Here is a 20925-nt window from a genome sequence, read left to right as displayed (position 1 = left end):
AATAATTAGAAATTCTCGTGGCAGTCCCTGATGGAAATTCGCACACCGATTGTTTACATCGTTGATGACGACAAAGACCTGCGTACCTCGCTGGCCTGGCTGCTGGAGTCGGTCAGCGTAAAGGCCCAATGTTTCGCCGGGGCCGAAGAGTTCCTTGCGCACTACGACCCGCGCCAGCCCGCCTGCCTGGTGCTGGACGTGCGCATGCCGCAGACCAGCGGCTTCCAGTTGCAGGAGATCCTCAACCGGCGCGGCAGCACCTTGCCGACCATCTTCGTGTCGGCCCACGGCGACATACCGATGTCGGTCACCGCAATGAAAAACGGCGCGCTGGATTTCGTCGAGAAGCCCTACAACCCGCAACAGATGATCGACCGCATCCAGGCCGCGCTGAAGACCGCTGTACAGGCCCAAGCCGACCAGGAACAGCGCGAGCACCTGCAAGGCAAGCTGGCGCTGCTGACGAGCCGGGAGCGAGAAGTGTTGATGCTGGTGGTGGACGGCAAGGCGAGCAAGGTGATTGCCCGCGAGCTGAACATCAGCGTGAAGACCGTTGACGTGCACCGCACCAAGATCAAGGAAAAGATGGGCGTGACCAGCATCGCCATGCTGGTCCGCGAGGTGCTGTATCCCTAGGGCGCGATGATTGAATGTGGGAGCTGTCGAGCCTTGGCGAGGCTGCGAAGGGATCGCTGGGGTGTACCTGTCAGAACGAGTGGCCTGCATCGCGGGCACGCCCGGCTCCCATAGGAAAATGCATTCCAGGTTCGGGAGCGGCACGCATCAATGATGGCTATAGCGCTTGCGGTACTCGCCCGGTGACACGCCGAAGCGCGACTTGAACGCCGATGAGAAGTAGCTGGAGTCGGAGAAGCCCCAGGCATAACACAGCGCCGACAGCTTCTGCTCCGCCGGCGAATGGCGCAGGGATTCGGCGCAGAAATCCAGGCGTCGGTGCTTGATGTATTGCGCCACCACCAGCCCGCGCTTGGAAAACATCCGGTACAGCCCGCGCACCGACACCCCGACTTCCCGGGCGATCAGCTCGGGGCAGAGTTCTTCGGCGCCGATGTGCGCATCGATGTAGGCGATGGTCTTGCGAAACTGCCGTTCCTGGGTGTCCACACCGTTGTCCCGGGCGCTGATCCCCGGCAGCAGCAGGCTGACCAATGCATCCAGCACGGCTTCGCTTTCCTGCATACCCAGGTCGTTTTGCTGGCGGGTGTCGAGCACCATCTGGCTGGCCATCAGCGCCAACGGCGTGCGCGCCGAGATCCGCGTCGCGCAGTTGACCGCCGTGAAGTGCGAACCGCGCTCCACCACCTGGCGCGGCAGGATCAGCGACAATTGCCGGGAGTTGTCGTGGTAGGTCATGTCACTGGGGCGGCAGGCGTCGATCAGGGCGATGTCACCGCAGCCCAGCTGCGCACGGTTGTCGCCCTGTTCCAGCTGCGCGCTGCCCTGCAACTGGAACACCGCGTAGTAGTGCCCTTCATTGCCCGTACTGACTTCCTTGCTGCTGCGATACAGATGCACCTGGGCCATATCGACCACACTGAGCTTGATCGCGCCGCTGCGAAACTCGCTCAATTCCCCATAAAACCCCGCGCCCAGGGCCCTGGCATCGAAGCGTCCACAGGCCTGGTTAACCTGCTGTAACCAACGCTCGAACGATTCGTTACGTTGCACCGTTGAACTCATCATGACCGCAAGGCCTCACGTTTTTTATTTTTTTGGTCCCAGCAATCTTACGGGTAGCGCCGATCAAATATCCAATACCAGACGAGCGGAAACCGCCCGGGAAACACACGCGCAAATCTGCCGGTTGGCGGCCTTCTCCTTGGTCGACAGGCAATTGTCACGGTGCTCGGGCACGCCTTCCAGCACCTCGACAATGCAGGTGCCGCAGAGGCCTTCGCGGCACTCGGTGTCGATGTCGCAACCGTGGGCCTGCAATACGTCCACCAGGCTGGTATTCGCCGGTACTTGCAGCACCACGCCGGAGCTGGCCAGCTCCACCTCGAAACCACCGCTGGGCCCGGCGTTCGCCGCCGGGTCGGCCTGGAAGTGCTCCAGGTGGATCGCTTCCTCGGGACGGCTGCGGGCCGCCACTTCCACCACCTTGTGCATGAACGGCGCGGGGCCGCAGGTGTAGACGTGGGCAGCCGCGCCCGCCTGGTCCAGGCAGGCGCTCAAGGCCGCATCCAGCGCACCCGGCTCGACGCCATAGTGAAACTGCACATGCTCACCGAACGTATCGGCCAACAGCTGGGTAAACGCAGCGTACTGCGCCGAACGTGCAAAATAGTGCAGGCGCCACGGCTGGCCGCTGTCGGCCAGTCGATAGGCCATGCTCAACAGCGGCGTCACCCCGATACCGGCGGCAAACAGCGCATGGGCCGGCGCCTCCGGGTCGAGGCGGAACAGGTTGCGCGGCGCGCCCATCTCCAGTTCCATGCCCTCCCGCACCTGCTCATGCAGGGCCAGGGAGCCGCCACGGGATTGCGCCTCTTTCTTCACCGCCACCAGGTACGCGCGGCCATCGTGGGGCGGGCTGCACAGCGAATACTGGCGGGTGACGCCGGTTGGCCCGGTAAGGTCCACATGGGCCCCGGGCTCATAACTGTCGAGGGGCTGGCCGTCACTGCGCACGAGGCGAAAGGAACGGATATCCAGCGCTTCATCGACGATGCGTTCGATCTTCACCTTCATCATTGCAGCACCTGAATCCTGTTGTTTCGGTTGAACGCTAACCTGTGGCGAGGGAGCTTGCTCCCGCTGGACTGCGCAGCAGGCCCACTCTCTTCGGCGATGACTAGCGCATGAACAGCCCGCCGTTGATGTCCCAGCACGCGCCCGTGATCGAGGCGGCGTGGTCGGCGATCAACAGCAGCACGGTGTCGGCGATGGTGTGCGGGTCGCCGAGGGTGCCCGTCGGGATAATCTTGAGGATCTGCTCCAGGCGCTCCGGCGCCACGGTTTCGCGCACCACCGGCAAATCAAGCGGGCCTGGCGAAATGCTGTTGACCGTCACGCCCCGGGGCGCCAGTTCACGGGCGAAGACCTTGGTCAGCGTAGCCACGCCACCCTTGGCCGCGGCGTAATGCGCGCCAGTGGCAGTGCCGCCGTTTTGCCCGGCGAGGGAGGCGATATTGACGATGCGGCCGAACCCTCGTTCGGCGAAATGCGCACCAAACACCTGGCAGGCGACGAACGTGCCACGCAGGTTGATCGCCATCGATTCGTCGAATTCCTCGGGTGTGATGTCCATCAGCGCCGCAACTTTCGACACCCCGGCGTTGTTCACCAGGATATCGGTGCCGCCCCAGCGCTCGCTGAGCAGGTCCCGGGCGCGAATAAAATCGGCCTTGTTGCGCACATCCAGCTCGATGGCGACGGCGGTTTCGCCGCGGTTGTCGAGTTCAGAGGCCAGGCGCTGCACGCCGTCCAGGTGCACATCCGCCAGGCCCACGCGGTAGCCTGCGGCGTGCAGGCGCCGGGCGATGCATTCGCCGAGGCCACGGGAGGCGCCGGTTACAAGCGCGATTCGGTTCATCAGGATGTCCTCATCTCAACTGTGGGAGCGGGCTTGCTCGCGAATGCGGTGTGTCAGTCAATGCATGTGGCGACTGATCCACCGCATTCGCGAGCAAGCCCGCTCCCACATTGGTTTTGTGTCGTTGTTTGAATCGTGCTTACAACAGAAAGCCGAGTGCACTCAGGCTGTCGGTGGAATTGATCAGCCGCACCACCTTGCGCTCCAGGGTCGCGACCCCGGCGCTGAACCGGATGCGGTAATTCAGGTCGGCCACGAACGGCGTGTGCACCCCGCGCTTGTAGGCATAGAGCAGCTGCGCACAGTTAACCTCCACCACCTCGCCCGCCGCTTCCACCAGGGTGAATCGCGAGACACTGCGCACGGTTTTCGCCGCATCCACCGCTGACGGTGAATACCCCGCCGTCAGCCGTTCGATGCGCAGGTCACGCATGCGCGCATCGTCATAGGCGTAGTTGAGGTTGGCTTCAAAATCCTCGGTGTCCGGGTCGATCGGCACGACGTAGCGCCCGCTCTCGCTCCACAACGCGGCCCATTGCACGTAGTCCTTGTGGTCCAGCAGTTCGGCTTCACGCCAGATGAATTCGATGGCCTGGGCCAGCGGTGCGGTAAAACCAGTCAGGGTGTTCATTGGCTCATCATCCTTTTCCACATGTCATAGGCCCCGCGCATGCCGCCTTCATCAGTGGCGTGGGATACCTTGTCGCCGTTGTCGGCCAGCACTTCGCGGTTCAGGCCACGGTTGACCAGGATCGGTGCGTCCACGCCGGCATACGAGCCGCGTTGCACCCGGTCCCAGGCTTCGGCGTCGTCGGGGCTGCCAAAGCCGAACGGGCCCTGGAAGTGTTCGTGGATGCGCAGGCGCTCGCGGTTGGCAACCTGTGGGCCGCCCTCCATGCCCAGGGCGACGTGGCGGATTTCGGTCTCGGTGACCGACACCGGGCGCAGCACCCGGAAGAACGACATCGACATGGCGACATTGGGAAACAGGTTGAGGTTGAACCCGGCACCGTGCAGCGAGCGCACGATGCGTCGCACCTGGGCCGGCTCCATGGTTTTCGACAGTTCTTCGGTGACGTGGGCGAAACGCTCCTGCAATTGCTCGGTACCGTCGTCGTGGTCCAGGTCGACATGCTCGGGCACCATCACCATCACGCTGTGGCCATTGCCCAGGGAATGGGTGACGGCCTGCTCGTCGGTCATGAACGAGAGCATTTCCGAGGTCTCGGCGTCCACCGACGACATGAACGACTTGTGCACGATCGGGAAGTGGTAGCCGTCGGTGGTGTTTTCCAGCTGGATCTTCCAGTTGCCCTTGAAGCTGAACTTGTGTTCGCCCTGGGTCTTGATCGGGTAGCCGGCGCCCTGCTTCATGAACAGGTCCATCCAGTGTTTGGCGCCGCCGAGAAAGTCGGCCAACGGTTCGATATCGTCGTTGTAGCTGGCGAATACCATCCCGGCGTAGCTGTCCACCCGCAGGCTGGTCAGGGGTAACTCGGACTTTTCCAGGATGCCTTCGTAGCCGTCCGGGTAAGGCAGCGCCCGCAGCTTGCCGTCCAAACCATAGGACCAGCTGTGATACGGGCAGGTGAAGCCGGTGGCGTTGCCCTTGTGCTTCTCGCAAACCGTGGCGCCACGGTGGCGGCAGCGGTTTTCCAGCACGTTGATCGCGCCTTTCTTGTCGCGCACCACAATCACCGGGCGCCGGCCAATGGTCGCGATCTTGAAGTCGCCGCTGTTGAGCACTTCGCTTTCATGGGCGACCCAGACCCAGGTGCGGTAGAAGATCTTTTCCAGTTCGGCCTCGAACAGCGCCGGGTCGTTGTACAGCGAGACGTCGACGCGATCGTGCTTGACCAACTCGTCGAGGCTTTTCGATTTGGCAATCAGCCGGTATTCATGGGTACTCATAGAGCCCTCCTCAAGGCGTTGTTCTTATTGGCGAGCCGTGATGCTCTGCTGCAGTTGTGCGCCGAGGGCACACACCCATTCGTCCTGGCCCTTACGGCCGACAATCTGTAGCCCCACCTTCAGCCCGCTGTCGGCCAGGGTCACCGGCACCGTCAACGCCGGGTGGCCGCTGAGGTTGAATGGCCGCACCAATGGCGTCATGCGGGCCACGGCCTGGCTGCCGTTGCGGGCTTCGGCCAGGGTCGGCGGCAGGTCTGGCATCGTCGGCAGCAGCAACACGGAGAATTCTTCGAGCGCGGCGTCCACCTGATGACTGAAGCGGGTGCGCACGACTTCGGCTTCGGCCAAATCAGCAGCGCTGGTGCGGCTGGCAGCCAACAAGCGTTGTTCGACATCCGCACCGATCAGGCCCTTGCCGGTGAGGTGACCGAAGGCTGCCCAGTTTTCGACGTTAATCACCGTAAGGCCGGCGCCGAACGCCGTGTCAAAGTCGTCCAGATGCAGACGCTGCTGACGCCAGCCGGCCGCGTCGACGGCAGCCATCAGGCTCGCCTTCAGCCATGGCTCACAGGCCACATCCAGAAAGCCCACCGGCACGCTGCCGGACGGCGCCGCCTGTGCCTGGAAACCCGGGCAAATCACCTGCATCGCGGCAATCAGGTCCTGCATGTTCGCGGCAAGCGGCCCGACGCAATCGAGGCTGGATACCGCCGGTTGCGCGCCAATGCGGCTGACTCGGCCATAGGTCGGTTTCAACCCGGCAATCCCGCAGCACGCCGCCGGCACCCGCACCGAGCCGCCGGTGTCGGTACCAATGGCGATATCCGCCAGGCCCGCCGCAACCGCCGCGGCCGAACCGCTGGAGGAGCCGCCCGGCACGCGGTCTGGCGCCTGGGGATTGACGGGCGTACCGCTCCAGTCGTTGATGCCGGTGACGCCAAATGCCAGTTCATGCAGGCTGGTCTTGCCGACGATCTGCCAGCCGGCATCCAGGACCGCCTGCACCACGTGCGCATGCCGCGTCGCCGGCGGAGCATCGGCAAAGGCACGACTGCCCGAGCGGGTCGGATACCCGGCGATGTCGATGGAATCCTTGATGGCCACGCGTCGGCCGCTGCCGCCGAGTAAAAATTCGCTGACGAAGGTACTCATGGGTTCACCCCCAACATGCTATTGAACAGGCGCTGCGTACGGAAATGCGCGATCAGCCAGGTGCCGTCGACACGGCGAAAATCGATGGTCAGCCGCGTGCCGAACAACTCGCTGCGCTGGTCGGCGTAGGTGGAAATCTGTTGCATGATCCACTGCCCTGCAGCCGCGCTGCCGTCTACCTGGATCGACTCACTGGTGAGGTAATGCAGGTTCAGCGCAAAGTGTTCCGATGGTGGCAGGTAGCTGCCGACAAACGCCGCCACCGCGTCGCGCCCCCGATGCTGGCCGAAGGTCTGCGCGGTACTTGTGCCAATGCCTTCCCACACCGCATCCACGGTGAACAGCTCGGCCAACTCGCGAACGTTGGTCGCCGCCCGGGGCACGTCGCACAGGTCCATGTAGCGCGCCATCAAGCGCCTTACCTGGCTCTCCCCTTCAAGGGTTTCAACACGCTGCAACAGGTCCATGGCTCACACCCTGGCCGCTTCGGGAATGGTCAGCGGGCGGCCGATCCGTGCTTCGACCTTGGCGTAGCGCCACAGGCTGTATTCACCCACCGGCGTGGTACGGAACAGGTTGCAGGCGTCGATCACCGACTGGTGGCAGTCGACGTCGGCCATGATGTAGACGGTCCACGGCGAGGTGGTCGACGGGCCGACCATCAAGCGGTCGTCATCCATCGCCCCCAGCACGTTGATGCCCGGCATGGCGCCGAGGTCGCCCATCATCTGGCTGAAGCCTTTCCACACGCTCAGGCCTTCGCCGGTAGGCAGGTCGAAAAAGTTCTGGGTGATGCCGATGCAGAAGACGACGCGCAGCGGTTCTTGAGTGGCTTGGGACATGGGTTGATCCTTGAAAGTCAGATGTAGCCAGGAAATGGAGGAACGCCTAGGAACACCGAGCCCGCGCCGTCGTACAGGCCTTCGCTGAGGAAGGCGTGCTGGGTCACCACCATGGCGTCGCGCAGGTAGCGTTGCAGCGGGTGGCGCAGGTAGATCGCGGTGGTGCCCGCCAGGCTGTAGGCGCTCTGCACCACGGCGGCGCCGGCCTGGGACACGTGAATGGCGGTCAAGCGCAGCAAGCTGGTTTGCTCGGCCGTGACCGGGTTGCCGGCGAGGATCGAGTTCCACACTTGTTCGGTGGCGCCGTAGAAAAAACCCCGAGCGGCGCTCAGCCGCGCTTCGGCCTTGGCGATTTCGATGCGCACGTAGGCGCGGTCCGCCAGTTTCGGTGCGCCGGTGATGCCGCTGCCGCTGGCCATGGCGCTGATTTCATCGAGGGCCGCGCGGGCCAGGCCGAGGTTGACCACCGCCAGCACCTGGGCGGCGTAGGCAATCGAGGGATAACGAAACAGCGGCTCGTCGATGGTGGCGGCGCCGCCACGGATGAAAGTCCAGCGCTCGTCGATGTATTGGTCGGTAACTCGCAGGTCATGGCTGCCGGTGCCCTTGAGGCCGACCACGTCCCAGTTTTCGATGATTTCAACCTGGCCGGGCTTGAACACGGCAGTGCGTGGCTTGCCGCCCGCCGCACCGATGCCCACGCCCAGCAGGTCGGCGCCTTTGCAGCCGCTGGCAAACTTCCAGGTGCCGTTGACCTGCCAGCCGCCCTCGACGGTTTCCGCCGGCTGCAACGGGAACAGGCCACCGGCAAACACCAGGTCGGGGCTGTCGGCGTACAGTTCGGCGAGGGTTTCCTGGGGCAAGGCCGCAAGATACACCCCGGCGCTGCCGAAGCTGGCAACCCAGCCGGCAGAGCCATCGGCTTCGGATATGCGCTCGATCATCTGCAAGAACGTTGCGGGGGCCAGGGCATCGCCGCCGAAACAACGGGGCGTGGCCGCCCGGTAGATGCCCACCTGCTTGAAGCGTTCGATCATGTCCCGTGGCACGTGGGAGCCGGCGTCGAACTCGTCGCGGCGCTGGCGCACTTCATCGAGCACCTGCTGGAACAGCGTGGGCTGCACGTCGGGTAAAGCGTCTGGTTGCACGAGGGCCGAACGCAGCATGGGCTTTCTCCGTTGTAGTTGTTATGGACGCCGTGTCGGGCGTTGATAGGTCCAGTGTAAAAAGCCCGACCACCGTCAACTATTGGGGCGTGCAGCCCACCGGCTAAAGAAATCCCCTAGTGCGCCCCCGATTACTTCTGAGCGTGCCCCCCGATGCAAACCGGTATAACTTGCCACCGTAGTCGTCCCCTCCACCGCCAAGGGCTACGCGATGTACCTACCCAATAACAATGATTTCCACACCCTGATCGAAGCCATGCCGATCTGCACCATCCTTCACGATGCGCAGAGCAAGGACATCCTCTGGGCCAACACCGCGGCGCTGTCGGCGCTGGGGTTTACCCTGGAAGAACTGATCCCGCTCAAGGCCCCGGACATGACCCGGGACGCACCGAAGTACAAGCGCTCCATCGGCCTGCGTTGGCTCGAGCGCGCGGCCCGCAGTGGCCAGCGCACCATCGAGTGGTGTTATCGCTCCAAGGCCGGGGTGGAGATTCTTTCGGAAGCGGTCGCGACGCTGGTGCACCTGGACGGGCGCGACGTGCTGATGGTGCAGTTCCGGGATATTTCCCGGGAAGACAAGGTGAAGCGGGACCTGATCCGCGCTGAGGAAGCCCGGCGTGTCAGTGAACAGCAGCTTGAATACCTGGCCCGATACAACGCCATGGGCGAGATGGCGGTGGCGATTGCTCATGAGTTGAGCCAGCCACTGGCGGCCACGCGCAATTTTATCGAGGGGGTTTTGATTCGTCTGGGCGATCCCCGCAGTGCCGACCAGGGGGTGAACTGGGGGCTGCAAAGTGCCGTGCGGCAGGTCGAGCATGCGTCAACGATCATCAAGAGTGTGCGTGATTATGTGGTCAAGCTGGAGCAGAGCGCGGAGTGGGTGGACCTCAATGAGTTGCTGCAGGAAACCCGATATTTCATCAGCCTGCGGGCCGAGCCGAGTCAGGTGCGGCTGGAGATCGTCCCGAGCGCGGAACCGCTGATGGTGCAGTGCGAGAAGGTGCTGATTGGGCAGGTGATTCTGAACCTGGCGTTCAATGCCATTGAAGAGATGAGTGAGCTGCCCGTGGAGCGTCGGGTGCTGCGGTTGCATGCCTGCCGGGATGGAAACGTGGCGCGGTTGAGTGTCGAGGATTGTGGGCGCGGGATTCAGGCCGTGGCGCGGGAGAAAATCTTTGACGGGTTCTTTTCGTCGAAGGTGGGTGGTAACGGGATTGGGCTGGCGTTGTGCAAGAACATCATTGGTCGGCATCAGGGGGATATCTGGGCGCAGAATCTGGAGCCGTGTGGGGCGGTGTTCAGTTTTTCGTTGCCTTTGGTGGGGTCGTGAGATTGGGGCATTTGCGAAGCGGCTTTTCTGTAGGAGCCGGCTTGCCGGCGAAAAACGTGAGGTCGCCGCGTTTATTCAGGATGCCAACGTCATCGTTAACGACCATCGCCGGCAAGCCAGCGCCTACAGGGCTGTTCAAAAGTGAGCCGCTGCAAGAGCGGAACCCGTTTCTGCCATAACAAAAATAACGGATATACACCCTACCCCAAACCATTGGCACAGACACACAACCACTTGGCAGACACAACAATTCTTGCAATCGCCCCACAAGGCAGAATCCACTTGCAAGAATCTGCCAAAGCACCCGCGATTAGCAAAACACAATAATTCAGGGAGTGCCCCTAATGCGAAGCAACAGGATCAACGTACAGTCAGCGCTGGGTCTGGGCCTGCTTGTACTCGGCTTGAACAGCGCCCGGGCGGATTTACCGCCAGACACCATCGGCCAGACCACCCTGGCCTTTCCACCGGAAGCCCACCGCGCATTCGTGGTAGACGTCGAATTCGAAAGCTTCGTGGTCGGCCGCGTCACCGTGGTAGATCCCGACAAGAAGCGCGTCCTCGGCATGGTCCCCACCGGCTTCGCCGCGCCCTCGGCCCTGAGCCACGACCAGAAGACCCTGTACAGCGCCGACATCTACTATTCCCGCGGCACCCGGGGCGATCGCACCGATGTGCTCACCGCCTGGGACAGCTCCAGCCTGTCGCCCGCCTGGGAAGTGCTGATCCCGAACAAACGCGCCGAATCCCTGACCCAGCGCTATGGCCTGAAGACCAGCGGCGATGACCGCTTCGTCTACGTCTACAACTTCACACCCTCCACCTCGGTGACCGTGGTCGACACCCAGTCCCGCTCCGTCACCGCCGAAATCGCGATCCCGGGCTGCGTACTCAATTACCCGGTCGGCACTCGCCGCTTCGCCTCCCTGTGCGGCGACGGCAGCCTGCAAGTGGTGACGCTGAACGAGCAGGGCCAGGAAACCTCGCGCAACCGCACGCACTTCTTCGACCCCAACGCCGAGAAGCTCAACGAACGCGCGGTGAACGTGGGCGACACCTACTACTTCACCACCACCACCGGCACCATCCGCCCGGTAGATTTCTCCGGCGATGAGCCGAAAATCCTGCCGTCCTGGTCACTCACCACCGATGCGGAAAAGAAAACCGGCTGGGCCCCGGGTGGCTGGCAGTTGATGGCTGTGGCACCAAAGCTCAACCGCATGTACGTGCTGATGCACGACAACCACGAGCCGATGAAGTGGGAAGACCCGAGCACCATCATCTGGGCCTATGACCTCAAGACCATGAAGAAGATAGCCACCCTGGAAGCCCCGACCCCGGTCTGGAGCATGCAGGCCACCGGCGACGACAAGCCCCTGTTGCTGGGCGCCGACGTCGAAGGCGGCTTGCAGATCTTCGACCTCAAGACCAACAAACTCACCGGTAGCATGGCCAAGGTAGCGAAGACCGCAACCCAGATCATGAGCTACTAAAGAGGTTCGGCCATGCATATCGACCCGATCTTCATCATTGCCAGCGCCCTCGCCATCGCGGTGTTGCTGGCCAGTGCCGCGACCCACAAGTTGCGCGCACCGGCACGCTTCGCCCGGCAACTGGCCGATTACCAGTTGCTGCCAGAGGCAGTGACTCGCCCCGCCGCCCGGGTAATCCCGTTGCTGGAACTGGTGATTGCCTTTGCCCTGCTGGTGCCGGCCAGCCGTTCCTGGGCCGCCCTCGGCGCCGCCGGCCTGATTGCACTGTACGCCGCCGCCATTGGCATCAACCTGTGGCGCGGCCGCCGGGACATCGACTGCGGCTGCGCAGGCCCCGACCAGGCGCAGCCGTTGCGGCCGATCCTGCTATTGCGCAACGGCGCACTGGTGGCCGTGGCCCTGCTGGCCAGCGTGCTGCCGATTGCCCGTGACTTGGGTTTTTTCGACGGCTTCGTGACCGTCGCCGCCAGCGCCGTCGCGCTGCTGATTTACGCCGCAGCCGATGGCCTGCTGGCGAACTCCCCTCTTCTGCTCAAACTGATTGGTAGGTGATCAATGGAAGGCCTTATTGTTTCCAACGTACTGCTGTGGGTACTGCTGCTGGCGCTGGCGTTTGCCGTGATGGGCCTGGTGCGCCAGATTGGTGTGCTGCACGGGCGCATCGCCCCGGCCGGCGCACTGATGGTCGACAAGGGCGTGGCGGTGAATGAGCCGGCCCCGCAAGTCACCGCTTCCGACCGTAAAGGCCGCCCGGTGAACTTCGGCTATGCCGGTGAGAAGAACCAGTTGCTGTTCTTCCTCTCGCCCACCTGCCCGATCTGCAAATCCCTGTTGCCGGCGATCAAGTCCATCGCCAGGGAACAGGCTGACCGACTCGACGTGGTGTTTATCAGCGACGGCGACATGGAAGCCCAGCAAGCGCTGATCACCGAACACAAGCTGGACGACGTCACCTACGTGGTCGGCCCGGAAGTCGGCATGACCTACCAGATCGGCAAGCTGCCGTATGCCGCGCTGATCGACAAGAGCGGCACCTTGCGCGCCAAGGGCCTGGTCAATTCCCGCGAGCACCTGGACAGCCTGTTCGAAGTCGAACACCTGAAAAGCGCGACGCTGCAGGAATACCTCAACAGCCAGCCGCAGCCCCACGACCACAGCCACGGCCATAGCCACTGATTAAGGCAGGGAGACTCTCATGAAATTGCTGGATCTGTTATTCGAGCGCTCGACCCGTCGCCTGGCCGACACCACGTCGCGACGCAAACTGTTGGCCCGTATGGGTTCGCTGATGGTCGCAGGCGCCGCGTTGCCCCTGCTGCTGCCCCTGGACCGTACCAGCAAGGCGCTGGCTGCCGATAATCCGAAAGCCGGTGACCCGGGCGACCCGAACAGTTGCGACTACTGGCGCTACTGCTCCATCGACGGTTTCCTGTGCAGTTGCTGTGGCGGTTCGGTGACCTCCTGCCCACCGGGCACCGAGGCGTCCCAGGTGACCTGGATCGGCACCTGCCGCAACCCGGCGGATGGCAAGGACTACATCATTTCCTATAACGACTGCTGCGGTAAGCAAAGCTGCGCCCAGTGCGCGTGCACGCGTAACGACAGTGAGGAACCGGCATACCGGCCGTTCAACAACAACGATGTGAACTGGTGCCTGGCGGCCAAATCCCACATCTACCACTGCACGGTCTCGATCATTCGCGGCGTCGCAGTTTAACCCACCCTTGTGGCGAGGGAGCTTGCTCCCGTTGGAGTGCGAAGCGCTCCCAAAGATCTTGGGGCCGCAGCACAGCCCAACGGGAGCAAGCTTCCTCGCCACAGGTCAGTGCAAGAGGCTTGTCATGCGTACGTTGTTTTTGCTGAGCTTGATGTGTGTCTTCGCCACCCCGCTCGCCCAGGCTCGGGCCATTCCCAATCCAAACCAGAAGCACGCACCGGGGAATGAGTCGCCGCAAACGCCGATCGCCCAGGCCGGGTACAGCGTGGCGACCAACTATCAGCTGCAGTGTGCCGGCTGCCATCTGGGCAGCGGCATGGGCTCGGCGGCAAACGACACACCGAGGATGACCGGGTTTGTCGGCAACTTTCTGAAGGTGCCAGGCGGGCGGGAGTTTTTGGTACGGGTGCCGGGGATGTCGCAGTCGGCACTGAACGATGGGCAACTGGCGGATTTGCTGAACTGGCTGATGCGCCCGGACGGGATGGCGGGCAAGAGTACGCCGGTGGATTACAAGCCCTATAGCGCTGCGGAAGTGACTGAGTTACGGCACAAAGCGATGCTCAATCTGCCGGGCACAAGGGCGGGGTTGATCAAGGAAATGCGGGCGCAAGGGATTGCGATTGAAGATGGAATGCCCAACTGAACGAAACGCGATCCAAATGTGGGAGCGGGCTTGCTCGCGAATGCGGTGTGTCAGTCACCCAATGCATCAACTGAAACACCGCATTCGCGAGCAAGCCTGCTCCCACATTTTTGATCGGCGTATCCCCTGATCAGGCGTGTTGTTTGCGGTACTCACCCGGCGCAATGCCGAACCGTGACTTGAACGCCGTCGAAAAATAACTCGAATCCGAAAACCCCCACGAGTACCCCAGCACCGAAAGCTTTTCCTCCACCCTGGATTGGCGCAGGGATTCAGCACACAAATCCAGCCGTCGGTTCTTGATGTACCGCGCCACCACCAGGCCCTTGCGGGCAAAGATCCGGTACAGCCCGCGCACCGACATCCCCACCTCCCGCGCCAGCCACTCGGGGCACAGCTCTTCGGAGCGAATGTGCTGGTCAATGCACTCCAGCGTCTTGCGGAACACTCGTTCATGGGCGTCGCTGCCCTCGCCCGCCTGGCTGATCGCCGGGCGCAGCAGGTTGATGATCGCCTCCAGCGTCGCCTCGCTTTCCTGCAAGGTCAGGTTGTCTTGCCGGGTGGCCTCCAGAATCAGCTGCCGGGACAGCATCGCCATCGGCGACGCCGCCTCGATCCGGTGCCCGCATTTGACCGGGTTGAAACGCAAGGTCTGCTCCACCAGGTACGACGGCAGGATCAACGACAACTGCCGCGAATTCTCGCTGTAGGTGAAGTCGCTGGGGTGCGCCGCATCGATCAGGGTAATGTCGCCGGCGCGCAACAGCGCCTTGCTGTCACCCTGGGCCATGCCGGCCGTGCCGTCGAGCTGGAACACGGCAAAGTACTTGCCGCCCTCGCCCGCCGCGATTTGGCTGGGGGTACGAAACAGCCGCGCCTGGCAGGCGTCGACAAAGCTGAGTTTCAGCGCGCCGCTCTGGTACTCGCGGATCTGCCCGGAAAAACCATCCCCCAGGATCTGCCCATCGAATGCGCCACAGATCTGATTGATCTGATGGATCCATTGGTCGAACCCATCACAGCGCTGTGCAATTGAAGACATCATGTTCAGGCCTCACGCAGGCTTATTTTTATTCTCTACGCCACATCACTCCACCCGTTCTCCTGAACAGCGTCGCTCCTTATTTCAGGCCTCCGAACCGCCGGTAAAAGCTTTCGCCAACGTCCGGCAACGGGCCGTCGGCAGTTTCCAGCGCGCTGTTCAGCCATTCCTCGGCCTTGGCGTAGATCAACCGGTAAATATTGCGGCACAACTGGCGGGCGGCGCGGCCTTCCCAATCGCCGGGAAGCAATTCATCGGGCAATTGCGGGTCGCGCAGCAGCAGTTTGCGGTACTCATGGATAAGCAGGACCCGTGCCAGGAAACAATCCGCAGGCTGTAGCTGTTCCTGCTCGCGAAGCGCTTGCCAGAGCGGTCGGAACAGTTGGATGAACTCGCTGTAATGGGCCGCCAGCTCCTCGATGTTCCAGCTCTCGCGCACCTGCACCCGCAGGGCCTTGGAGGCCAGTACATCCTGGGCGGTGGTTTCGAAGACGATGGTGTCTTCCTGGGCGCCGAGGTCGAGCAAGGTGGCGTTGACGTCGGCGCGGTCGCTGCGTGGGCAGGCCAGCACGGTCGGGGCAATCGCACCAAAACCTTGCCACTCCAGCTCTTCACGCACTTGTTTGCGCTTGTCCTGGGTCAACTGCGTGAGCATCACCAGGCACCACGAGCCATCCCATGCCGGCACGCTGGAGCTGTAGACCCGCTTGAAGGCCTTGTCGAAACGCCGACGCCCGGCACCGGTCAGGCTGTAGTAGCTGCGGCGCCCGACTTTTTCGGCGGTCAGCCAGCCTTCCTTGGTCAGGCGAAAGATCGAGGTGCGGATCAGCCGTTCATTGATGCCGATGGGTTCGAGCAACTGGATCAGGCTGCCCAGCCACACCGTCCCGCCGTGGGGTTCGATGGCGTCCCCGTACAAGGTGATGATCAAGGAACTGGCGCGAATCGGCGTCTGCTCCTGGAAGCGGGTAATCAGTTGGTTCAGGGGTGTCAGTGACGACATGGGCGTACCGAGGCAAAAAGAGAAAATATACCGTTTTTAGCGGCGTCGGGATGCAGGCGATTCATCTGCCCTTGGGCCGCAGGCCGCTGTCGCTGATGCGTGGGCGATCAGCTTCCGGTGCGCTCAGGGGTGCGCATTCCTGCATCTGCTCCAGGCAACGCTGAGCCAGGCGCTGGTATTCACGGGTGCCGGTTTGTTTCCAGTGCACCTCTTCATCACTGAGGCTGCGCTTGACGCTGGCCGGCGCGCCCATCACCAACGACTGCTCAGGGCACTCGAAACCGGCTTTGACGAACGCCGCCGCCGAGACGAATGAGCGAGCGCCGATACGGGCGTTGTCCATCACCACCGCATTCATGCCCACCAGCGCATCGGTGCCAATCCGGCAACCGTGCAGCACGGCGCCGTGGCCGATATGGCCGTTGCGCTCGACCACCGTATCGCTGTCCGGGAAGCCGTGCATCACACAGGTGTCCTGCAGGTTGGCGCCTTCTTCGAGGACGATGCGCCCGAAGTCGCCGCGCAAACTCGCCAGCGGCCCTACATAGCAATGGGGGCCGATGATCACGTCGCCGATCAGTACCGCCGAGGGATGGACGTAGGCCGTGGGGTCGACCACCGGGGTCAGGCCGTCGAGGCTGTAGCAAGTCATGGGGATTCCTTTTATGGCGTATTCGCAAAGCGATGCCGATCTTGGCTTATTTTGTATCACATCATTTTTACAAGCACAAAGCTGAAAAAGCGTATCGCTTGAATCATGTGTCGCCGTGGCTTGATACGGTGCCGCTGATAATCGACGTAAAGCCAATAAAATAGGGGATTTATCAGGTATTTACCGACCAGCACAGCGAGCAGTTCATTTTCATCAAACTCAAAACAAGACACACCAAATCAATTTTATCGTTGCATTTATGTATCACGTTAAAGCTATACTCCGGCAAAACCGGCTGACCACGCCGATCCAATAATGAGCCGGCTGACCGCCGAGCGTGCACCGTGAGGGCCTCACGACCATGAACTTCGAACACATCCTGTTTTCCATCGAGGCCGGCGTCGCCCTGCTCAGCCTCAATCGCCCCGACCAGCTCAACAGCTTCAACACGCAGATGCACGGCGAAGTCCAGCAGGCGTTGAAGCAAGTCCAGGAAAACCCCGACGTGCGCGTGCTGCTGCTGACCGGTGAAGGCCGCGGCTTTTGCGCCGGGCAAGACCTCAGCGACCGCAACGTGGCACCCGGCAGCGCGGTGCCGGACCTGGGCGAATCCATCGAGAAGTTCTACAACCCGCTGATCCGCCAACTGCGCGACCTGCCTTTGCCGGTGATCTGCGCGGTCAACGGCGTGGCGGCCGGTGCCGGCGCGAACATCCCGCTGGCCTGCGACCTGGTGCTGGCAGCACGCTCGGCGAACTTCATCCAAGCCTTCTGCAAGATCGGCCTGATCCCCGATTCCGGCGGCACCTGGACCCTGCCGCGCCTGGTGGGCATGGCCCGCGCCAAGGCGCTGGCCCTGCTGGGCAACCGCCTGAGCGCCGAGCAGGCCGAGCAATGGGGCCTGATCTACCGCTGCGTGGACGACGCCGAATTGCGCAACGAAGCCCTGACCCTGGCCCGCCACCTGGCCATGCAACCGACCTACGGCCTGGCGCTGATCAAGCGCAGCCTGAACGCCAGCCTGAGCAACAGCTTTGACCAACAACTGGAGCTGGAGCGCGACCTGCAACGCCTGGCCGGGCGCAGCGAGGATTACCGCGAAGGCGTCGCCGCCTTCATGGAAAAACGCAGCCCAAGCTTCAAGGGCCGCTGAAAGGAACGCACCACATGACCAACCATGAAGCCATGAACCTGGCCAACCAGTGCGCCCAGGCCATGTTCAGCCGCGATGCCGCCAGCCAGGGCATGGGCATGCGCCTGCTCTCGGTGGCGCCGGGTTGCGCACGACTGGGCATGAGCGTGCGCGCCGACATGATCCAGGGCCACGGCACCTGCCACGGCGGCTACCTGTTTGCGCTGGCGGACTCGGCATTCGCCCTGGCCTGCAACAGCTACAACGACGCCACCGTGGCGCTGGGCTGCAGCATCGACTACATCGCCCCGGCCCACCTGGGCGACACCTTGAGTGCCGATTGCCGCGAGCAAAGCCGCTCGGGTCGCACCGGCAACTACGACGTCCGTATCGAAAACCAACTGGGCCAGCTGATTGCGCTGTTCCATGGCAAATCCTACAAAGTGCGCGGCACGGTGCTGGCGCAGGAGAATCCGAATGAATGACGCCTTGATCATCGACGCAGTCCGCACCCCGATCGGCCGCTACGCCGGCGCCTTGAGCAGCGTGCGCGCCGACGACCTCGGAGCGGTGCCGCTGCGCGAACTGCTGCGCCGCCACCCGCAAGTGGACTGGGGCAGCGTCGACGATGTGATCTACGGCTGCGCCAACCAGGCCGGCGAAGACAACCGCAACGTGGCGCGCATGTCGGCGCTGCTGGCCGGGCTGCCGGTGAGCGTGCCGGGCACCACCCTCAACCGTTTGTGCGGCTCGGGGCTGGACGCCATCGGCAGCGCGGCCCGGGCGATTCGCTGTGGAGAGGCCGGCTTGATGTTGGTAGGCGGCGTGGAGTCGATGTCCCGTGCGCCGCTGGTAATGGGCAAGGCCGAACAGGCGTTTTCCCGCGATGCGCAGCTATACGACACCACCATTGGCTGGCGCTTCGTCAACCCGCTGATGAAAAAGGCCTTCGGGATCGACTCGATGCCGGAGACCGCTGAAAACGTCGCCGAGCAGTTCAATATCTCCCGCGCCGACCAGGACGCGTTTGCCCTGCGCAGCCAGCAACGTGCAGCCGCCGCCCAGGCCAGCGGGCGCCTGGCCAGGGAAATCGTCGCGGTGGAAATTCCCCAGCGCAAAGGCCCGGCCAAGGTGGTGGAACACGACGAACACCCCCGCGGCGACACCACCCTTGAACAACTGCAGAAACTCGGCACGCCATTCCGCGAGGGTGGCAGCATCACTGCCGGCAATGCATCCGGGGTCAACGACGGCGCCTGCGCCCTGCTGCTGGCCAGCGCGGAAGTTGCCAAGCGTCACGGCCTGGTCGCCCGCGGCCGGGTGGTGGCGATGGCCACCGCCGGCGTGGAACCGCGCATCATGGGCATCGGCCCGGTGCCGGCGACCCGCAAGGTGCTGGAACTGGCCAACCTGAGCCTGGCGGACATGGACGTGATCGAGCTCAACGAAGCCTTCGCCGCCCAGGGCCTGGCGGTGCTGCGCGAGCTGGGCCTGGGGGACAACGACCCACGGGTGAACCCCAACGGCGGCGCCATCGCCCTCGGCCATCCACTGGGAATGAGCGGCGCACGGCTGGTAACCACCGCCCTGCATGAACTGGAAGAACGTGGCGGCCGCTACGCCCTGTGCACCATGTGCATCGGCGTGGGCCAGGGCATCGCGCTGATCATCGAGCGCCTGTCCGACTAAAGATTCGCGATTCCCGGGGAGCCTAGCGGTATCCTTGGGGCATGCACTCAAAGCCCGCGGTGTGCGGTGGGCTGATACACAAAAATAATTCGAGTGAACTCATGAACATGCCTATTCCAAACGCCGTGCTTAACCCTGTGCTGGACCCGCTGGAAACCGCCAGCGTCGACGAACTGCGCGCCCATCAACTGGAGCGCCTGCGCTGGAGCCTGCGCCACGCCTACCAGAATGTGCCGCTGTACCGTCAGCGCTTCGACGCGCTGGGGGTGCACCCGGATGACATCAAGTCCCTGGACGACCTGGCCAGGTTCCCTTTCACCACCAAGGGCGACCTGCGGGACAGTTACCCCTACGGCATGTTTGCCGTGCCGATGAACGAGGTGGTGCGCCTGCATGCGTCCAGCGGCACCACCGGCAAGCCGACGGTGGTGGGTTACACTCAGAACGACATCGACACCTGGGCCAATGTGGTGGCCCGCTCGATCCGCGCGGCCGGTGGGCGGCGTGGCGACAAGGTGCATATTTCCTATGGCTACGGGCTGTTCACCGGCGGCCTTGGTGCCCACTACGGCGCGGAACGCCTGGGTTGTACGGTGATTCCGATGTCCGGCGGGCAGACGGAAAAACAGGTGCAACTGATCAAGGATTTCCAGCCGGACATCATCATGGTCACGCCCTCGTACATGCTGAACATTGCCGATGAAATCGAGCGCCAGGGCATTGATCCACAGAAGCTGGCGTTGCGACTGGGGATCTTTGGGGCCGAGCCGTGGACTGCCGAGCTGCGCAGTGCAATCGAGGTGCGACTGGGGATTACGGCGCTGGATATTTACGGGCTGTCGGAAATCATGGGGCCTGGGGTGGCCATGGAGTGTGCGGAAACCAAGGATGGCCCGACCATTTGGGAGGATCACTTCTACCCGGAGATCATCGACCCGGTGACGGGTGAGGTGCTGCCGGACGGGCAGATGGGAGAACTGGTGTTTACCTCCTTGAGCAAGGAGGCGCTGCCGATGATTCGCTACCGTACCCGGGATTTGACGCGGTTGCTGCCGGGGACTGCGCGGCCGATGCGGCGGATCGACAAGATCACCGGGCGCAGTGATGACATGTTGATCATTCGCGGGGTTAATGTGTTTCCCACGCAGATCGAGGAGCAGGTGCTTAAAATAAAACAGCTTTCAGAGTGTTATGAGATACATCTGTATCGTAATGGCAACCTGGACAGTGTGGATGTGCATGTGGAGCTGAAGGCTGAGCATCAGCACCTCAATGATGAACAACAGAAAGCCGTCTCCAGCGAACTGAGCAGGCACATCAAGACGTATATCGGGATCAGCTCGCGTATCGTTTTGCAGCCGCTGCATTCGATCAAGCGGTCTGAGGGGAAGGCATGCCATGTGATGGATCGTCGCCCTAAAGCATGACTGCTGCACCTTTTTGGCCCCGCATTTGCGGGGCTTTTTTTTGCTCGTTTTTTGGGGTGGGGGTAGAGCACCAGCAAAATCAAAGGCGCACACGGTTCAAATGTGGGAGCGGGCTTGCTCGCGAAGGTCGTTAACGATGACGCGGGCATCCTGATTCAACG

General features: G+C 62.8%; 23 protein-coding genes. 11 read left to right on the top strand and 12 right to left on the bottom strand.

Going from position 1 to position 20925, the window contains the following annotated elements; genetic code table 11:
* Positions 1 to 30 precede the first annotated feature (30 nt).
* The gene (locus tag A462_RS29735; protein ID WP_003212609.1) at positions 31 to 636 is read left to right on the top strand and encodes a response regulator transcription factor; all 606 of its coding nucleotides are present in this window, start codon (positions 31 to 33) and stop codon (positions 634 to 636) included.
* Positions 637 to 783: 147 nt separating this feature from the next.
* Here A462_RS29735 and feaR (A462_RS29740) read toward each other — a convergent pair whose 3' ends face one another.
* The 9 genes from feaR (A462_RS29740) to A462_RS29780 form a co-directional block, all read right to left on the bottom strand.
* Positions 784 to 1704 (bottom strand): transcriptional regulator FeaR, encoded by a 921-nt coding sequence (gene feaR, locus A462_RS29740; protein ID WP_032898680.1) that lies wholly within the window; start codon positions 1702 to 1704, stop codon positions 784 to 786.
* Between the two features lie 60 nt (positions 1705 to 1764).
* Positions 1765 to 2715, bottom strand: coding sequence for a PDR/VanB family oxidoreductase (locus A462_RS29745; protein WP_008431078.1), 951 nt, complete (start codon positions 2713 to 2715; stop codon positions 1765 to 1767).
* Between the two features lie 100 nt (positions 2716 to 2815).
* A complete protein-coding gene (locus A462_RS29750) occupies positions 2816 to 3556 on the bottom strand; it encodes an SDR family NAD(P)-dependent oxidoreductase (protein WP_003208858.1) in 741 nt (246 codons plus the stop codon).
* A gap of 139 nt (positions 3557 to 3695) precedes the next feature.
* Positions 3696 to 4187 carry an aromatic-ring-hydroxylating dioxygenase subunit beta gene (locus A462_RS29755; RefSeq protein WP_008431075.1) on the bottom strand — a complete coding sequence of 164 codons (492 nt, stop codon included), beginning with the start codon at positions 4185 to 4187 and terminating at the stop codon, positions 3696 to 3698.
* Positions 4184 to 5467 carry an aromatic ring-hydroxylating oxygenase subunit alpha gene (locus tag A462_RS29760; RefSeq protein ID WP_008431073.1) on the bottom strand — a complete coding sequence of 428 codons (1284 nt, stop codon included), beginning with the start codon at positions 5465 to 5467 and terminating at the stop codon, positions 4184 to 4186. The genes A462_RS29755 and A462_RS29760 overlap by 4 nt, the downstream gene beginning before the upstream one ends.
* Positions 5468 to 5491: 24 nt before the next feature.
* On the bottom strand, positions 5492 to 6619 hold the full coding sequence (locus A462_RS29765) for an amidase (protein ID WP_008431071.1): 1128 nt from the start codon (positions 6617 to 6619) through the stop codon (positions 5492 to 5494).
* Positions 6616 to 7086: a nuclear transport factor 2 family protein gene (locus A462_RS29770; protein ID WP_008431069.1), complete on the bottom strand. Its 471-nt coding sequence runs from the start codon at positions 7084 to 7086 to the stop codon at positions 6616 to 6618. The genes A462_RS29765 and A462_RS29770 overlap by 4 nt, the downstream gene beginning before the upstream one ends.
* A gap of 3 nt (positions 7087 to 7089) precedes the next feature.
* Positions 7090 to 7461: a hypothetical protein gene (locus A462_RS29775; RefSeq protein WP_003208867.1), complete on the bottom strand. Its 372-nt coding sequence runs from the start codon at positions 7459 to 7461 to the stop codon at positions 7090 to 7092.
* A gap of 17 nt (positions 7462 to 7478) precedes the next feature.
* Positions 7479 to 8627 carry an acyl-CoA dehydrogenase family protein gene (locus A462_RS29780; protein ID WP_003208868.1) on the bottom strand — a complete coding sequence of 383 codons (1149 nt, stop codon included), beginning with the start codon at positions 8625 to 8627 and terminating at the stop codon, positions 7479 to 7481.
* A gap of 211 nt (positions 8628 to 8838) precedes the next feature.
* Here A462_RS29780 and A462_RS29785 point away from each other — a divergent pair, with 211 nt between their 5' ends.
* The 6 genes from A462_RS29785 to A462_RS29810 all read left to right on the top strand — a co-directional run bounded on the left by A462_RS29785 (position 8839) and on the right by A462_RS29810 (position 13819).
* Entirely contained in the window at positions 8839 to 9963 is a 1125-nt protein-coding gene (locus A462_RS29785) for a sensor histidine kinase (RefSeq protein WP_008431067.1), read from the top strand.
* Between the two features lie 344 nt (positions 9964 to 10307).
* A complete protein-coding gene (locus tag A462_RS29790; RefSeq protein WP_008431064.1) occupies positions 10308 to 11456 on the top strand; it encodes an amine dehydrogenase large subunit in 1149 nt (382 codons plus the stop codon).
* A 12-nt stretch (positions 11457 to 11468) separates the two neighbouring features.
* Complete coding sequence (locus A462_RS29795; protein WP_008431061.1) at positions 11469 to 12008, top strand: MauE/DoxX family redox-associated membrane protein; 540 nt, start codon at positions 11469 to 11471, stop codon at positions 12006 to 12008.
* Positions 12009 to 12011: 3 nt separating this feature from the next.
* Positions 12012 to 12632: a methylamine dehydrogenase accessory protein MauD gene (gene mauD, locus A462_RS29800; protein ID WP_008431059.1), complete on the top strand. Its 621-nt coding sequence runs from the start codon at positions 12012 to 12014 to the stop codon at positions 12630 to 12632.
* A 19-nt stretch (positions 12633 to 12651) separates the two neighbouring features.
* Positions 12652 to 13173: a methylamine dehydrogenase light chain gene (locus tag A462_RS29805; protein WP_003208877.1), complete on the top strand. Its 522-nt coding sequence runs from the start codon at positions 12652 to 12654 to the stop codon at positions 13171 to 13173.
* Positions 13174 to 13297: 124 nt separating this feature from the next.
* Entirely contained in the window at positions 13298 to 13819 is a 522-nt protein-coding gene (locus A462_RS29810; RefSeq protein WP_008431056.1) for a hypothetical protein, read from the top strand.
* A 130-nt stretch (positions 13820 to 13949) separates the two neighbouring features.
* On the opposite strand, the gene feaR (A462_RS29815) is transcribed toward A462_RS29810, so the two are convergent.
* The 3 genes from feaR (A462_RS29815) to paaY all read right to left on the bottom strand — a co-directional run bounded on the left by feaR (A462_RS29815) (position 13950) and on the right by paaY (position 16516).
* Complete coding sequence (gene feaR / locus A462_RS29815; RefSeq protein WP_008431054.1) at positions 13950 to 14864, bottom strand: transcriptional regulator FeaR; 915 nt, start codon at positions 14862 to 14864, stop codon at positions 13950 to 13952.
* Positions 14865 to 14940: 76 nt separating this feature from the next.
* Positions 14941 to 15864 (bottom strand): phenylacetic acid degradation operon negative regulatory protein PaaX, encoded by a 924-nt coding sequence (gene paaX / locus A462_RS29820; RefSeq protein WP_003208883.1) that lies wholly within the window; start codon positions 15862 to 15864, stop codon positions 14941 to 14943.
* A 61-nt stretch (positions 15865 to 15925) separates the two neighbouring features.
* A complete protein-coding gene (paaY, locus tag A462_RS29825; RefSeq protein ID WP_003208885.1) occupies positions 15926 to 16516 on the bottom strand; it encodes a phenylacetic acid degradation protein PaaY in 591 nt (196 codons plus the stop codon).
* A 361-nt stretch (positions 16517 to 16877) separates the two neighbouring features.
* Here paaY and paaG point away from each other — a divergent pair, with 361 nt between their 5' ends.
* The 4 genes from paaG (at position 16878) to paaK (ending at position 20764) form a co-directional block, all read left to right on the top strand.
* Complete coding sequence (gene paaG / locus A462_RS29830) at positions 16878 to 17669, top strand: 2-(1,2-epoxy-1,2-dihydrophenyl)acetyl-CoA isomerase PaaG (RefSeq protein ID WP_008431051.1); 792 nt, start codon at positions 16878 to 16880, stop codon at positions 17667 to 17669.
* 14 nt (positions 17670 to 17683) lie between these two features.
* Positions 17684 to 18133: a hydroxyphenylacetyl-CoA thioesterase PaaI gene (gene paaI / locus A462_RS29835; protein ID WP_008431049.1), complete on the top strand. Its 450-nt coding sequence runs from the start codon at positions 17684 to 17686 to the stop codon at positions 18131 to 18133.
* Positions 18126 to 19337 carry a 3-oxoadipyl-CoA thiolase gene (gene pcaF, locus A462_RS29840; protein WP_008431047.1) on the top strand — a complete coding sequence of 404 codons (1212 nt, stop codon included), beginning with the start codon at positions 18126 to 18128 and terminating at the stop codon, positions 19335 to 19337. Before paaI ends, pcaF begins: the two co-directional genes overlap by 8 nt.
* Before the next feature lie 101 nt (positions 19338 to 19438).
* Entirely contained in the window at positions 19439 to 20764 is a 1326-nt protein-coding gene (gene paaK, locus A462_RS29845) for a phenylacetate--CoA ligase PaaK (protein ID WP_032898677.1), read from the top strand.
* The last annotated feature ends 161 nt before the right edge of the window (positions 20765 to 20925 follow it).

Origin of the sequence: Pseudomonas sp. Ag1 (genome assembly GCF_000278565.1) — a bacterium.
Taxonomy (GTDB): Bacteria; Pseudomonadota; Gammaproteobacteria; order Pseudomonadales; family Pseudomonadaceae; genus Aquipseudomonas.
This window is presented reverse-complemented; position numbering and strand designations above follow the sequence as displayed.